This is a genomic window from Streptomyces sp. NPDC001544 (assembly GCF_042894285.1).
Taxonomy (GTDB): domain Bacteria; phylum Actinomycetota; class Actinomycetes; order Streptomycetales; family Streptomycetaceae; genus Streptomyces.
The window spans coordinates 273,480-287,823 of the sequence record NZ_JBIAVN010000005.1; the positions used below are offsets into that span (position 1 = coordinate 273,480).

Here is a 14,344-nt window from a genome sequence, read left to right on the forward strand (position 1 = left end):
CGTGCGCGCACTGGAGACAGCAGGCGCCTGGGTCCTGGAACCCAAGGTGTTCCCCGACTCCCGGGGCAGCTTCCACGAGTGGTACCGCGGGGCGGAGTTCCGCGAGGCCACCGGATACGACCTCCACCTCGCCCAGGCCAACTGCTCGGTGTCGCGGCGGGGCGTGCTGCGCGGGATCCACTTCGCCGACGTACCGCCCGGCCAGGCCAAGTACCTCACCTGCGTACGCGGCGCCGTCCTGGACGTGATCGTGGACATCCGCGTCGGCTCGCCCACCTTCGGCCGGTGGGAGGCCGTACGCCTGGACGACGACACCCGCACCGCCGTGTTCCTCGCGGAGGGGCTGGGGCACGCGTTCATGGCGCTCACCGACGACGCCACGGTGGTGTACCTGTGCTCGGCCGGGTACGCACCCGAGCGTGAGCACGGGGTGCACCCGCTCGACCCCGAGCTGGGCATCGCCTGGCCCGAGGGCATCGAGCCGCTGCTGTCCGAGAAGGACGCGGCGTCCCCCTCACTCGCCGAGGCGAAGCGGTCCGGACTGCTTCCCACCTATGCGGACTGCTCCGCCCACGACGAGTGGCTCCGGGCCGGGGGGCGGCTCAGCGGCTGACGCCGAGCTGCTGCACCGCGCGGCGCAGGGGCTCCCAGCCGCGCGACCGCTTGGTGCCGCGGTCACGGGCCGCCACCAGCGGTTTCCAGAAGCCCGCGTCGATCAGCGCCTGAGGCTCAACGGCCGTCGTACGCTCCAGGATCTGCTCGGGCACCTTCTGCGGATCCGGGACCTCGAACTCCGCGATGATCTCGTCGTACCTGTCCCTCAGCACCGTGTTGTCCGGGTCGGCGCCGAAGACGACCAGCTGCCCGGTGGGCGCGGTGTCCACCAGGACCGTCACCAGGTCGGGACGGTGCCGGTTCAGGATCTCGACGAGCTTGTAGACGTCGCCGGTCCAGGCGTCGGTGTGCCGGTCGCGGGCCGCCTCGTCGACGTTGCGCGGCAGCATGTCGTCGAAGACGATCACGCTGGCCCAGTCCGAGTGCTTCTCGATGTTGATGAAGTCGCGCAGCGCGTACTCGAACAGGTGCATGCCGTCGATGAACGACAGGTCCAGGGTGGTGCGCCGCCAGTAGCCGAACGGGCTGCGGTTGCGGGCCAGGTTGCGCAGCGGGTGGCGGCCGCCCCTGAGGTGCGCGAGGGGGTTGTCACGGGCGAAGAAGTCGTCGCTGGTCGCCTTCGCCAGGTGGACGTCGCAGCGGATCTCCGTGACCACCTTGAACGCCGGGTCGATCGCGATGCTCGGCACCCGGGACAGTGTCAGGCTGCGGCCGTCGTTGACGCCGATCTCCAGGTAGTTGCGGTTCGCGGTGACCTTGTGGAGTTCCCGCAGGAACTCGTGCCGTTTCACTGAGCGATCTCCTCGCGGATGTGGGGCAGTGCTTCGTGCAGGGCGGACCGCCAGTCCCGCAGCGGTTCCAGGCCCGCCTCCCGCCACCGGTTGTGGCCCAGGACGCTGTAGGCGGGGCGGGGGGCGGGCCGGGCGAAGGCCCGGCTGTCGGTGGGGCGCACCCGGTCCGGATCGGCGCCGGCGAGCCGGAACACCTCCCGGGCCAGCTCGTACCAGCTGGCCTCACCGGAACCGGTGGCGTGGAAGATACCCTGTGCGGCCGCCTCGCGGGAGGGCTTCGCACCGAGGTCCGCGATCCGGACGGCGAGGTCCGCGCTCCAGGTCGGCTGCCCGCGCTGGTCGTCGACCACGTCGAGGGTGTCCCGGCGGCCTTCCAGTTCCAGCATCGTGCGCACGAAGCTGCGGCCGTGGACGCCGTACAGCCAGGCGGTGCGCACCACGGCCGCGTCCGGGAGCTCCTCGAACACCGCCCGCTCCCCCGCCAGCTTGGTCCGGCCGTAGGCGGTGCGCGGTGCCGGGGGGTGGTCCTCCGCGTACGGGGTGGCTCGGGCCTCGCCCGAGAAGACGTAGTCGGTGGAGACATGGATCAGGCGGGCGCCGTGCCCGGCGCAGGCGCGGGCGAGCAGCCTCGGTCCGTCGCCGTTGACGGCGAGCGCCCGCGCCTCGTCGGTCTCGGCGTCGTCGACGGCCGTGTACGCGGCGCAGTTGACGACGATGCCGGGCCGGTGCTCCTCGAAGGCCCGGCGGACGGCGTCGGCGTCGGTGATGTCGAGGGCCGCGCGGTCCAGGCCCGTCACGTCCGCACCGCGCCGCAGGAGTTCCCCGACGGTGTCGCGGCCGAGCATGCCGCCCGCGCCGGTGACCAGCCACCTCATCAGGCCCCCAGACGAGTGCGCTGCTTCAGCGGTTCCCACCAGGCCCGGTTGTCCCGGTACCAGGCGACCGTGTCGGCGAGGCCGGTGGCGAAGTCGCGGCGCGGCCGGTAGCCCAGCTCGTCGCGGGCCTTGCTCCAGTCCACGCAGTAGCGCAGGTCGTGCCCCTTGCGGTCGGCGACGTACGCCACCCGGTCCCAGTCCGCTCCACAGGCCTCGAGGAGCAGCCCGGTGAGTTCCTTGTTGCTCAGCTCCGTGCCGCCGCCGATGTTGTACACCTCACCGGCACGGCCCCTGGTGCGCACCAGCTCCACGCCGTGGCAGTGGTCGTCGACGTGCAGCCAGTCGCGGACGTTGCGCCCGTCGCCGTAGAGCGGGACCTGCCGGCCGTCGAGGAGGTTGGTGACGAACAGCGGGATGACCTTCTCGGGGAACTGGTGCGGGCCGTAGTTGTTGGAGCACCGGGTGACCCGCACGTCCAGGCCGTGGGTGCGGTGCTGGGCCAGGGCGAGCAGGTCGGAGGAGGCCTTGGAGGCGGAGTACGGGGAGTTCGGGGCGAGCGGATGGGTCTCGGGCCAGGAGCCGGTGTCGATGGAGCCGTAGACCTCGTCGGTGGAGATGTGCACGAACGGGCCGACGCCGTGGCGCAGCGCAGCGTCCAGCAGGGTCTGGGTGCCGACCACGTTGGTGAGCACGAACTCGCCCGCCCCCGCGATCGAGCGGTCCACGTGGGACTCGGCGGCGAAGTGCACGACCTGGTCGGCTTCGGCCATGAGCTGGTCGACCAGGCCGGCGTCGCATATGTCGCCCTGGACGAACTCGAGGCGGGGATGGCCGGCGGGCAGGTTGGCACGCGTGCCGGCGTAGGTGAGCTTGTCCAGCACGGTGATGCGCGGCGCGTCGGGCGCGTCGTCGGCGAGGAGGGTGCGGACGTAGCGGGAGCCGATGAACCCGGCGCCGCCGGTGACGAGGAGATTCATGAACGGATCTGCACCTTGCTGTGGTCTCCGAGGACGAGTCGGTGGGCACTGGGCACGTCGGGCGCCGGGGTCACCTCGACGTGCCGGCCGATCAGCGAGGACTCGATCCTGCCCACCCCGTCGATGGAGGAGTCCCGCAGCACTATGGAGAACTCGAGCTCGCTGTCCGTGATCCGGCAGTTCTCCGCGATGGAGGTGAACGGTCCCACGTAGGAGTCGCCGACGAGGGTTCCGGCGCCGATGACGGCGGGGCCCACGATCCGTGAGTTGACGATCCGCGCGCCCTCCTCGACGACGACCCGTCCGACGGTCTCGGACGCCTCGTCCACCTCGCCGTCGATGCGCCGCTCCACGCCCTCCAGGACCATGCGGTTGACCTCGAGCATGTCGCCGACGTTGCCGGTGTCCTTCCAGTAGCCCCTGATGACCGTGGAGCGGACGTCGGCGCGGGCGTCGATGAGGCGCTGGATGGCGTGGGTGATCTCGAGTTCGCCCCGCCAGGACGGCTCGACGGCACGCACCGCCTCGTGGATCACGGGGGTGAAGAGGTAGACCCCGACCAGGGCCAGGTCGCTCTTGGGATGCTCGGGCTTCTCCTCCAGGGCGATCACCTGGCCCGAGGGGTCGAGCTCGGCGACGCCGAAGGAGCGGGGGTCGGGGACCCGGGTCAGCAGGATCTGCGCGTCGGGGCGGCTGGCGCGGAAGCCCTCGACCAGGTCGCGGATGCCGCCGACGATGAAGTTGTCCCCGAGGTACATGACGAAGTCGTCGTCACCGAGGAAGTCCCGTGCGATCAGCACCGCGTGCGCCAGGCCGAGGGGGCGCTCCTGGGGTATGTAGGTGACTTTCAGGCCGAACCTGGAGCCGTCGCCGACCGCTTCCTCGATCTCGGCGGCCGTGTCCCCGACGATCATCCCCACCTCGGTGATCCCGGCGGCGGCGATGGATTCCAGCCCGTAGAAGAGCACCGGTTTGTTGGCCACGGGGACCAGCTGCTTGGCGGAGGTGTGGGTGATCGGACGCAGCCGGGTACCGGCACCGCCGGAGAGCACCAGAGCCTTCATCTGCCACACCTTAACGGCGATGGTCGAGATTCGGCCTTTGTTGGTTCTGCCGGTTTGTTAAGACCGCGCGGCTCTGGTGTGCGGTTCTGATGAGGCCGGGGTGGACCGGTCTACTGATTTCGGCCGGGGCCGGTCCTCCCGCTCTCCGCCGGGTCAGTCCTCCCCGCGGACGATGTTGCCGTCCCGGCCCTGGGGCGCCTCCCGCGGCCCGCCGCGCTCGACGATGGCCGGCAGGCAGGTACGCAGCCCCTTTCCCCACCGTCGGCGGGCCTTCGCCCAGCCCGTCTCGGCCATGCCGGCGACGGGCTTCTCACTGCTGTGCACGGTCACGACTTCTCACTTCTTCCTTGCTGTCCCTTACCGGGCGGCCTCTTACTGCCTTCTTGCCGCCTTTTCACGTGCGGCCTCCGCCGCCCCCGCCGAACGACCCGCTCGAACCGGGCTCCCAGCGCGGGCGCCGCTGATCGTCGGCCGGCTTGGTCCCGGTGGGGTTGAGCTGGTGCGGGGTGAGCCGCTCGCTCTCGTCGGCCGCCTGGGGCACGTCGTCCCACGAGCGTGCCTGGCGTTCCTCCTGGACCGGCCCGGACACCGGGCGCGTGGGCTGTTCTTCCGGCCGGGGCGGGGCCGGCTCGCGCCGGCGCACCTTGAAGCCCAGGCGGAAGGCCCAGATCAGCCCGGCGACGACGGCGACGCCCACGACGAGGATGGCGATGTACCCGAAGGCGGAGCCGGCTCCTGCGGCCTCGCTGATGGCAGTGTCCATGAACCCCGGGTACCCGGGCGTGCGCGGCGAATGCCTGGCCCGGACGGTTCCGGCGTGGCGCGGGCGGGCCGCTCCCCCGCCCGGGTAGCTTCATGGACGATGTCGGAACTATCGGAGATTCCGGACGGCGGCGACGTCCTCGAGCGGTACACCCGTACAGCACCCCGCCCGGGCCGGGCACTGGTGCGCTGGGCGACGACCACCGATCACAAGGTCATCGGCCGGCTGTACATGGTCACGGCGTTCTGCTTCTTTCTCCTGGCCGGACTGCTGGCGCTCGCGATGCGCGCCGAGCTCGCCCGTCCGGGCCTGCAGTTCCTGAGCAACCAGGGCTACGACCAGTTCGTCACGATCCACGGCACGATCATGATGCTGCTGTTCGCGACGCCGATGTTCGCCGGGTTCGCCAACGCGATCATGCCGCTGCAGATCGGCGCCCCGGACCTGGCCTTCCCGCGGCTGAACGCGCTGTCGTACTGGATGTACCTGTTCGGCGGACTGATCGTGGTGGCGGGCTTCCTGGTGCCCGGCGGCCCGGCCGCCTTCGGCTGGTTCGCCTACGCGCCGCTGAACAGCGCGTACTTCTCCCCCGGCGCGGGCGGTGACCTGTGGGCGATGGGGCTGGTGGTGTCGGGTGTGTCGACGACCCTGACCGCGGTGAACTTCATCGCCACGATCACCTGTCTGCGCGCCCCCGGCATGACGATGTTCCGGATGCCGATCTTCACCTGGAACGTGCTGTTCACCTCGATCCTGGTGCTGCCCGCCTTCCCCGTGCTGACCGCGACGCTGCTGGTACTGGAGGCCGACCGGAAGTTCGGGGCGCATGTGTTCGACGCGGCGAACGGGGGCGCGCTGCTGTGGCAGCACCTGTTCTGGTTCTTCGGGCATCCGGAGGTCTACATCGTCGCGCTGCCGTTCTTCGGGATCGTGACCGAGATCCTGCCGGTCTTCTCCCGCAAACCGCTCTTCGGCTACCTGCCGCTGATCGGCGCGACCATCGCGATCACCATGCTGTCCGCGGTGGTGTGGGCGCACCACATGTTCGCCACCGGCGCGGTGCTGCTGCCGTTCTTCTCGATCATGTCCTTCCTGATCGCGGTGCCCACGGGGATCAAGTTCTTCGCCTGGATCGGGACCATCCGGTACGGCTCGCTGTCGTTCGAGACACCGATGCTGTGGTCGATGGGCTTCATGGTGTCGTTCCTGCTGGGCGGGCTCAGCGGGGTGCTGATCGCCTCACCGCCGCTGGACTTCCACCTCACCGACTCGTACTTCATCGTGGCGCACCTGCACTACGTGCTGTTCGGCACGGTCGTGTTCGCGATGTTCGCGGGCTTCTACTTCTGGTGGCCCAAGATCACGGGCAAGATGCTCGACGAGCGGCTCGGGAAGATCCACTTCTGGCTGCTCTTCCCGGGCTTCCAGCTCACGTTCCTCGTCCAGCACTGGCTGGGCGAGTCCGGCATGCCGCGCCGCTACGCGGACTACCTGCCCGGCGACGGGTTCACGCTGCTCAACAGCATCTCGACGGGCGGGGCCTTTCTGCTCGGCGTGTCCACGCTGCCGTTCCTCTACAACGTCTGGCGCACCGCCGCCCGGGCTCCGGCCGTCACGGAGGACGACCCGTGGGGGTACGGGCGGGGGCTGGAGTGGGCGACGTCCTGCCCGCCGCCGCGGCACAACTTCGTGGCGCTGCCCCGTATCCGCTCGGAGGCACCCGCCTTCGACCTGCACCATCCCGCGATCGTCAGGCGGGCGGAGGAGGAGGGGCTGCGATGAAGGCCGAGGCGTTCCTGTTCGGCGGTGTCGCACTGTTCTTCGCGGGGGCCGCCGCGCTCTACGGGGCCTGGTCGGGCGAGCCGGCGGGCACCGCGGCCCTGGTCATCGCCTTCGGGATGGGGGGTGTGGTCGCGTTCTTCTGTGCGGTGCAGTACCGGCGCCGGGGAGCGCGGGCCCAGGACCGCGGGGACGCCGAGGTCGCCGACGGCGCCGGGCCGGTGGCGTTCTTCCCGGACGAGAGCCCCTGGCCGGTGGTCACGGCACTGGGCTTCGCCCTGGCGGCCACCGGCGTGGTGTTCGGGCTGTGGCTGTTCCTCATCGGTTGCGGCGTGCTGGCGCGCGGGGTGTTCGGGCTGGTCTTCCAGTACGCGGATCGGTGAGGGGCCGCCGGGGGGCACCGGGCGGAAAGGTGTCGACCGGGTGGTGGGCGCTGTCGTAGCCGCCGGTGACGTCCTGGCGCACCTCGCCGGTGGGCTCGCCCTCGTCCAGGCGGTGCCGCTCGGCCTCCACCAGGGCCAGGCACACCCATCGGGTCAGGAGGAACGCGGCCACCGGGGCCACCACCAGCGCGACGCGCAGCACCCAGGTCAGGGTGTTCAGCGAGATCCGGAAGGTCTGGGCGACGATGTCGTTGCCGCCCGCCAGCAGCAGCACGCCGTAGAAAACCGTCCCGGCGACACCCAGGCCGGTGCGTACGGGGCGCTCGCGCGGCCGGTCGCACAGGTGCCGCTCCTGATGCCACTCCCCCGTCAGGCGCTGCTCCACGAAGGGGTAGGCGTACAGCACGAGGAACAGCAGGGCGGGCAGCACGACCGCGGGCAGCAGCACGTTCCACATGAAGGTGTGCCCGGCGATGTTCGTCTCCCACGGCGGTGTCAGCCGCAGCGAGCCCTCCAGGAAGCCGACGTACCAGTCGGGCTGGGAGCCGGTGGAGACCAGGTCGGGCCGGTAGGGGCCGTAGTTCCACACCGGGTTGACCTGGGCGAGGGCGGCCAGCAGGACCAGAACGCCGAAGACGATGACGGACAGGCCCGCCGAGGAGGCGGTGAACTGCGGTACGAGGGGTTTGCCGAGGACGCCTGCGTTGCTCCGGCCCGGTCCGCGCCACTGGGTGTGCTTGAGGTGGAAGACCAGGACCAGATGGACGGTGACCAGGGCGATCAGTGCCCCGGGCAGCAGCAGGATGTGGACCGGGTACAGCCGGGTGACGATGTCGTGGCCGGGATACTCGCCGCCGAAGACGAAGAAGCTGACGTAGGTGCCCACCACCGGCAGGGAGGCCATGATGCTCTGCGCGATGCGCAGCCCGGTGCCGGAGAGCAGGTCGTCGGGGAGCGAGTAGCCGGCGAAACCCTCGGCGAGGGAGAGCACGAACAGGGTGAGCCCGATGACCCAGTTCAGCTCACGGGGTCTGCGGAAGGCGCCCGTGAAGAAGATGCGCAGCATGTGCAGGCCGATCGCGGCGACGAACACCAGCGCGGCCCAGTGGTGGGTCTGCCGGATCAGCAGGCCGCCGCGCACGTCGAAGCTGATGCGCAGGGTGGAGTCGAAGGCCTCCGACACCAGCACCCCGCGCAGGGGCCGGTACGAGCCGGTGTAGACGACCTCGTGCATCTCCGGCCTGAAGAACAGGGTCAGCCAGACGCCGGTCAGCACCAGGACGAGAAGGCTGTAGAGCGCCAGTTCGCCGAGGAGGAAGGACCAGTGCTCGGGGAACGCCTTGCGCAGCAGCGACCCGGCCTCGACGACCGGCAGCCGGGCGTCCGCGGCGTCGGCGAGCCGCTCACCGCGGGACCTGCGGTCGGGCTCGGGCGGCACGGGTTCCGTCACGTCTCTTCCGGTTCCGCGGCCGCCCGCTGCACCTCCGCCTCGATCTCCGCCCGCGACCTTCCCGTCTCCTTCGCGTACTCGCCGAGCGCCGTCTGCACCTCGCGGGCCAGGTCGCGCCAGGCCCGCAGTGCCGTCTCGTAGGTCGACGACTGGGCGCCGGTCCACTGCCCCTGGGCCGGAGGGCCGTACGCGTCACGCAGTGCCATCGCCCTCGCGTGCGCCGCCGCGGCCGCGCGCTGCTTCTCCACGAGCTCATCGAAGGTGTGTGCCACGTCGGAAAACCTAGGCAAGGCGGCCGTGCGGACCCGTGCGACCTGCCGTACGCGGCTCGCACCCGCACCCGTGTGGCGGGTCGGCCCCGGTGCCGTGACCGGTCAGCCGTCGAGCGGAAGGTCGGCCCAGACCTGCTTGCCACCGCTGACCGGCAGCGTCCCCCATGCCGCCGAGACGGCGTCCACGAGCAGGATGCCCCGGCCCCCGGTGGCCTCCCAGCCGATGCTGGTGGGCTTGACCGGTGTGCGCGGCGAGGCGTCCGTGACGGCGACGCGCAGCCGCCGGCTGACGAAGGTGAGGTCCAGGCGTACCTGGCCGTCGGTGTGCACCAGGGCGTTGGTGACGAGTTCGGAGACGACCAGCAGCACGGCGTCGAGGTCGTCGGCGGGCAGTTCCCAGCCGCGCAGGGTGCGCCGGGTGAAGCGGCGGGCGTGCCGGACGGCCTCCGGGACCCGCCACACCGTCCACCCCTCCCTGAGCGGGAGCACCGCCAGGCCGTCGTACCGCAGCAGAAGCAGTGCGACGTCGTCGCCGCGGTGGGCGCCCGCGAGCAGTGTGTCGGCGACGAGCCCGAGGTGGGCGGGGTCGGACGCGGACAGGTCGTGGGCGAGCCGGTCCAGCCCGGCGTCGAGTTCCTCCTCGGCGGACTCCACCAGGCCGTCGGTGGTGAGCGCCAGTACGGTGCCGCGCTGCAGGCGGAGCGGGGTCATGGGGAACTCGGCCTGGGCGGCCACCCCGAGCGGCGGGCCGCCCTCCGTCTCCACGACGGTGGTGGTGCCGTCCGGATGGCGCAGCACGGGCGGCAGGTGCCCGGCCCGCACGCACCAGGCGGTGCCCTCCTCCATGTCCACGTCGACGTAGGCGCAGGTGGCGAAGAGGTCGGTCTCCATCTCCAGCAGCAGGCGGTTGGTGTGGGAGACGACGACGTCCGGCGGGTGTCCCTCGGCCGCGTAGGCGCGCAGGGCGGTGCGCATCTGACCCATCAGGGTCGCGGCGCCCGCGTTGTGGCCCTGCACGTCGCCGATGACCAGGGCCACGTGGTTGTCGGGCAGCGGGATCACGTCGTACCAGTCGCCGCCGACCTCGAGACCCGCGGTGGTGGGCAGATAGCGGGCGACCGCGACCCCGCCGGGCAGCCTGGGCAGACGGCGCGGCAGCAGGGTGCGCTGCAGCATGCCGACCAGTTCGTGCTCGGCGTCGAAGGCGTGGGCGCGCATCAGCGCCTGGCCGGCCAGGGTCGCCGCGGCGGTGAGCAGGGCACGCTCGTCGGGGCCGAAGTCGTGCGGGTGGTCCCAGCCGATCAGGCAGGCCCCCGCCATACGGCCCGCGGCGGGCAGCGGCAGCACGGCGAGGCCGCCGGGGCCGACCTCGGCGAGGGCGGGCTCCAGCTCGGCCCCTGCGGACCAGATCCGGGTGCGGCCCTCGCGGAGGGCGGCGGCCAGGGTGGGCATCGCCCGCACCGGTGCGTCCGGCCACTCGGTGCGCCATTCCGAACGCCACAGCTCGGGCCAGACCTCCGGTTCGGGCGGGTCGAGCACGGTGACCACCAGACGGTCGTTCTCCAGCTCGGCCAGGGCGATCCGGTCGGCCTGCAGCGGTCGGCGCAGGGCGGCGACCACGGCCTGGCTGACGTCCTTGACGGTGCCCGCGGTGGCGAGCGCGGCGGCCAGGCGCTGTACCCGGGCCACGTCGGTGACGGCGGACCGCAGCGTGGAGGCGTCCGCGACGGTGCCGACCAGGCGTGCGGGCAGGCCCTCGCCGCCCGGGAGCAGCCGCCCGCGCAGTCTCAGCCACTTCGGCGGGCCGGACGGCTGCAGGATGCGGAACTCCAGCTCGCGGTCGCCGATGGACATGTGGCCGGCCTCGACGACCGACATCAGTGCGGGCAGGTCCTCCGGCACCGTCCGGCCGAGCAGGGTCTCCACCTTGCCGTCGAACTGTTCCCTGGTGATTCCGAACAGCTCCAGGATCCCCTCGCCGACCTCGATGCGGCCGGTGTCCATGGCCAGGCTGAAGGCGTCGGCGGGCAGTTCACCGGTGTCGGCGGCGCCCACCGGGGCGGGCCAGGCGGCGGCGCGCGCGATGAGTTCGAGGCAGGCGCGGTCCTCGGTGCCGAACCCCCCGGGGCTCTCGGTGACGGCGAGCAGACAGCCACCCCCGTCCATGGGCACCGGCAGGCAGGCCAGGGAGAAGTCCGTGGAGGGCGTGCGCCGGCCCTCCGGGCCGCCGGCGATCGCCTCGGGGCCCAGCCACACGGGCCGCCCGTCGCGGTGGGCCTCGGCAGCCGGGGACCGGCCGGCGGCGGGATAGCTGTCGCGCAGCCCGTACAGCGTGCGCGGCAGGCCCGCCGACTCGACGAGGAACAGCGAGACGCCGTTCGCGGCAGGCGCGTACACCCCGGCGAACGCGGCACCGGCGAAGACGAGGGCGTGTTCGAGGACACGGCGCAGCCGGTCGGGCGAGCCGAGGTCGGCGGTGACCGCCTCGAGGGCAAGTTCGGCACGCTCCGTTCTCGTTCTGCTCACCGCAGCGCCCTCACTGACCACGTTCGCCATTACAGCGCTTATGGGATTCCCGCGCAGCCCCTGTGCCGGTCCGGGGAGCCCACGGCGGGGCGCGATCGAAACCGGCCGAACATGTCTTTACCCGTGCGTTCCGCACGGCGATGTCGTGACAGCCGTGACTGTCCGCGTCCCCCCGGGCCCTGGGAAGGTCGTTGTGGGCCAAGGAGGGGAAGGCAGGGCAGGGCATGGACAAGCGGTACGAGGTGTACGCGCTCGCCGACCGGCACTTCTACGACACGCCCGACCGGCTGTCCGCGGCCGGTCCGGACGCGGCGCCGCTGTACGACACGGCGCGGCGCGAGGTGCCGGAGGGCTGGCACGCCGGGCGCACCGGTGACTGGCTGATGCTGACGCCGCTCGACGCGGACGGCACACCGCTGCCGTCACCGGCGCAGGGCTGGAAGATCCACGCCTCGGCGACCCGGGACGACGCGGAGCGGATCGCGGCGATCGTGTGGGACTACTGCGTGCCGCGCCGCATCCCGTTCAAGTTCGTGCCGGCCCCGCACCTGCTGCACCTTCGCAACGCCAAGTACGCGGGCCGCGACACCAGCGGCAAGTTCGTCACCGTGTACCCGGACGGCGAGGAGCAGCTCCACCGGGTGCTGCGCGAGCTGGGAGAACTGCTCGACGGCTTCGAGGGACCGTACATCCTGACCGATCTGCGCTGGCACGACGGTCCGCTCTACGTCCGCTACGGCGCCTTCGCGCGGGCCTTCGTCGTCGACGAGCGGGGCTCGCTGGTCCCGGCGGTGCGCGACGCCGAGGGCCAACTGGTGCCGGACAACCGGGCACCGTCCTTCCAGGTGCCCGGGTGGGTGACGCTGCCGTCCTTCCTGGAGCCGCATCTGGCGGCCCGCAACACCACGACGGTCGGTGAACTGCCGTACCGGATCGAGAAGGCGCTGCATTTCTCCAACGGCGGCGGGGTGTACGCGGGCACGGACACCCGGGACGGGCGCCGGGTGGTGCTCAAGGAGGGCAGGCCGCACGCGGGTCTCGCCGCCGACGGCGCTGACGCGGTGGCGCGGCTGGAGCGGGAGAAGGCCGCCCTGGAACGGGTCGCGGGGACCGGTGTCACCCCCGAGGTCCGGGACTGGTTCACCCTGGGAGACCACCGTTTCCTGGTGATGGACTTCCTGGAGGGGCGTCCGCTCAACTCCTTCTTCGCCGAACGGCACCCGCTGCTGACCACCGACCCCGATCCGCAGGCGGTCGCCCACTACACGGCGTGGGCGTTGCGCATCCACCGGGCGGTCGAGGAGGCCGTCGAGGCGGTGCACGAGCGCGGGCTGGTCTTCAACGACCTGCACGTCTTCAACATCATGGTGGCGCCCGACGAGGAGTCGGTGTTCCTCATCGACTTCGAGGCCGCGGCCCCGGTCGAGGAGATGGGCCGCCAGATCGTCGCCCACCCCGGCTTCTTCGCACCGCCCGACCGCCGGGGCAAGGACGTCGACCGCTACGCGCTGGCCTGCTTACGGCTGGCCCTGTTCCTGCCGGTGACCACGCTGTTCGTGGTCGACCGCGGCAAGGCCGCGCATCTGGCCCGGGTCGTCGCCGAGCAGTTCCCGGACGTGCCGCGGGCCTTCCTGGACGAGGCGGTCGCGGAGATCAGCCGTGATCCGGCCGGCCCGGCCCGCGCGGTGGAACCGACCCGGCCGGTGGTGCCGGGCGACTGGCCCTACAGCCGGGACTCGATGGTCAAGGCGATCCTCGCCTCGGCCACCCCGGAGCGCGAGGACCGGCTGTTCCCCGGTGACATCGCGCAGTTCAACGACGGCGGCGGACTCGGCCTCGCACACGGCGCGGCCGGCGTGCTGTACGCGCTGGCCGAGGCCGGCGCGGGCCGCTACGAGGAGGGCGAGCGCTGGCTGCTGGCCCGCACCGCGCCACCGCCGGCCGGCACACCGCTCGGCCTGTACGACGGCCTGGCGGGCGTCGCCCACGTCCTCGACCGGCTCGGGCACCGGCAGCGCGCCCTGGACCTGGTCGACGGGATCCTCCGGGAGAGATGGCAGCACCTCTCCTCCGACCTGCACGGCGGACTGGCCGGCCTCGGCCTGGTCCTGGACGGCCTGGCGCGCACGACCGGCGAGCGGGAACTCGCCGAGCGCGCCGCCGAGGCCGCGGACCTCCTCGTCGACCGCCTCGCCGAACCGGTCCCGGACGGCGCCAGGCCACGGGCCGGACTGCTGCGGGGTGCCACCGGCCCGGCGCTGTTCCTGCTGCGCCGGTACGAGGCGACCGGCGAGCCCCGGCTGCTGGCGGCCGCCGCCGAGGCGCTGCGCCGCGACCTGGCGCGCTGCGTGCTGCAGGTCAAGACCGGCGGGCTGGAGGTGGACGAGGGCTGGCGGACCCTGCCCTACCTCGGTGACGGCAGCGCGGGCATCGGGCTGGTCCTCGACGACTTCCTGGCGCACGCCACCGGCGACACCGGGGAGTTCGAGGAGGCCCGGGCCAGCATCCTCACCGCCGCCACCTCCCGCTTCTACGCGCAGCCCGGCCTGTTCCAGGGCCGCGCCGGAATGATCCTGCATCTCGGCCGCACCACCACGCCGGGCGCGACACCGTCGCGGCTGGCCGACCAGATCACCGGGCTCGGCTGGTTCGCCATGGCCTATCAGGGCCAACTGGCCTTCCCCGGACACCAGATGATGCGGCTGTCCATGGACCTCGCCACCGGAACGGCCGGGTGCCTGCTCGCGCTCGCGGCGGCGCTCGACGGCGAGCACACCGCGCACCTGCCGTTCCTGCCGCCGCCACCGGCGGCCCCCACCACGCGGCTCCGCGACTGACGGAGTCGTGAC

Annotated in this window: 13 protein-coding genes; 4 read left to right on the plus strand and 9 right to left on the minus strand. The window is 72.0% G+C overall.

What is annotated here, in order from left to right; genetic code table 11:
* The first annotated feature begins 1 nt into the window (after position 1).
* Positions 2–613 carry a dTDP-4-dehydrorhamnose 3,5-epimerase gene (gene rfbC, locus ACFY0F_RS16335; protein WP_388793684.1) on the plus strand — a complete coding sequence of 204 codons (612 nt, stop codon included), beginning with the start codon at positions 2–4 and terminating at the stop codon, positions 611–613.
* Here the strand turns inward: rfbC and ACFY0F_RS16340 are convergent.
* From ACFY0F_RS16340 to ACFY0F_RS16365, 6 genes are all read right to left on the minus strand, one after another.
* Complete coding sequence (locus ACFY0F_RS16340) at positions 603–1,406, minus strand: class I SAM-dependent methyltransferase (RefSeq protein WP_388793686.1); 804 nt, start codon at positions 1,404–1,406, stop codon at positions 603–605. The two genes, rfbC and ACFY0F_RS16340, sit on opposite strands and share 11 nt — an antisense overlap.
* A complete protein-coding gene (rfbD, locus tag ACFY0F_RS16345; RefSeq protein WP_388793687.1) occupies positions 1,403–2,281 on the minus strand; it encodes a dTDP-4-dehydrorhamnose reductase in 879 nt (292 codons plus the stop codon). Before rfbD ends, ACFY0F_RS16340 begins: the two co-directional genes overlap by 4 nt.
* Positions 2,281–3,258 carry a dTDP-glucose 4,6-dehydratase gene (gene rfbB, locus ACFY0F_RS16350; RefSeq protein WP_388793689.1) on the minus strand — a complete coding sequence of 326 codons (978 nt, stop codon included), beginning with the start codon at positions 3,256–3,258 and terminating at the stop codon, positions 2,281–2,283. The genes rfbD and rfbB overlap by 1 nt, the downstream gene beginning before the upstream one ends.
* Positions 3,255–4,322, minus strand: coding sequence for a glucose-1-phosphate thymidylyltransferase (locus ACFY0F_RS16355; RefSeq protein WP_388793691.1), 1,068 nt, complete (start codon positions 4,320–4,322; stop codon positions 3,255–3,257). Before ACFY0F_RS16355 ends, rfbB begins: the two co-directional genes overlap by 4 nt.
* A 153-nt stretch (positions 4,323–4,475) precedes the next feature.
* Complete coding sequence (locus ACFY0F_RS16360; protein ID WP_388793693.1) at positions 4,476–4,652, minus strand: hypothetical protein; 177 nt, start codon at positions 4,650–4,652, stop codon at positions 4,476–4,478.
* 64 nt (positions 4,653–4,716) lie between these two features.
* Positions 4,717–5,085, minus strand: coding sequence for a DUF6479 family protein (locus ACFY0F_RS16365; RefSeq protein ID WP_388793695.1), 369 nt, complete (start codon positions 5,083–5,085; stop codon positions 4,717–4,719).
* A 231-nt stretch (positions 5,086–5,316) separates the two neighbouring features.
* Between ACFY0F_RS16365 and ACFY0F_RS16370 the strand changes: the two genes are divergently transcribed.
* Together ACFY0F_RS16370 and ACFY0F_RS16375 are read left to right on the plus strand one after the other, a co-directional pair.
* Positions 5,317–6,867, plus strand: coding sequence for a cbb3-type cytochrome c oxidase subunit I (locus ACFY0F_RS16370; RefSeq protein ID WP_388794080.1), 1,551 nt, complete (start codon positions 5,317–5,319; stop codon positions 6,865–6,867).
* Entirely contained in the window at positions 6,864–7,247 is a 384-nt protein-coding gene (locus tag ACFY0F_RS16375; protein WP_388793697.1) for a cytochrome c oxidase subunit 4, read from the plus strand. The genes ACFY0F_RS16370 and ACFY0F_RS16375 overlap by 4 nt, the downstream gene beginning before the upstream one ends.
* Here ACFY0F_RS16375 and ACFY0F_RS16380 read toward each other — a convergent pair.
* From ACFY0F_RS16380 to ACFY0F_RS16390, 3 genes are all read right to left on the minus strand, one after another.
* The gene (locus ACFY0F_RS16380; RefSeq protein ID WP_388793699.1) at positions 7,183–8,697 is read right to left on the minus strand and encodes a cytochrome bc complex cytochrome b subunit; all 1,515 of its coding nucleotides are present in this window, start codon (positions 8,695–8,697) and stop codon (positions 7,183–7,185) included. The genes ACFY0F_RS16375 and ACFY0F_RS16380 overlap by 65 nt on opposite strands.
* Positions 8,694–8,969 (minus strand): hypothetical protein, encoded by a 276-nt coding sequence (locus tag ACFY0F_RS16385; protein WP_388793701.1) that lies wholly within the window; start codon positions 8,967–8,969, stop codon positions 8,694–8,696. Before ACFY0F_RS16385 ends, ACFY0F_RS16380 begins: the two co-directional genes overlap by 4 nt.
* Before the next feature lie 102 nt (positions 8,970–9,071).
* Positions 9,072–11,525 carry a SpoIIE family protein phosphatase gene (locus ACFY0F_RS16390; protein WP_388793703.1) on the minus strand — a complete coding sequence of 818 codons (2,454 nt, stop codon included), beginning with the start codon at positions 11,523–11,525 and terminating at the stop codon, positions 9,072–9,074.
* A gap of 194 nt (positions 11,526–11,719) precedes the next feature.
* Here ACFY0F_RS16390 and lanKC point away from each other — a divergent pair, with 194 nt between their 5' ends.
* Complete coding sequence (lanKC, locus tag ACFY0F_RS16395) at positions 11,720–14,332, plus strand: class III lanthionine synthetase LanKC (protein ID WP_388793705.1); 2,613 nt, start codon at positions 11,720–11,722, stop codon at positions 14,330–14,332.
* Positions 14,333–14,344: the final 12 nt, after the last annotated feature.

Coding starts and splice junctions, on each gene's coding strand:
- rfbB (WP_388793689.1), bottom strand. CDS start 3,258: ATGAATCTCCTCGTCACCGGCGGCGCCGGGTTCATCGGCTCCCGCTAC.
- ACFY0F_RS16355 (WP_388793691.1), bottom strand. CDS start 4,322: ATGAAGGCTCTGGTGCTCTCCGGCGGTGCCGGTACCCGGCTGCGTCCG.
- ACFY0F_RS16370 (WP_388794080.1), top strand. CDS start 5,317: ATGGTCACGGCGTTCTGCTTCTTTCTCCTGGCCGGACTGCTGGCGCTC.
- ACFY0F_RS16390 (WP_388793703.1), bottom strand. CDS start 11,525: ATGGCGAACGTGGTCAGTGAGGGCGCTGCGGTGAGCAGAACGAGAACG.
- ACFY0F_RS16375 (WP_388793697.1), top strand. CDS start 6,864: ATGAAGGCCGAGGCGTTCCTGTTCGGCGGTGTCGCACTGTTCTTCGCG.
- ACFY0F_RS16365 (WP_388793695.1), bottom strand. CDS start 5,085: ATGGACACTGCCATCAGCGAGGCCGCAGGAGCCGGCTCCGCCTTCGGG.
- rfbD (WP_388793687.1), bottom strand. CDS start 2,281: ATGAGGTGGCTGGTCACCGGCGCGGGCGGCATGCTCGGCCGCGACACC.
- lanKC (WP_388793705.1), top strand. CDS start 11,720: ATGGACAAGCGGTACGAGGTGTACGCGCTCGCCGACCGGCACTTCTAC.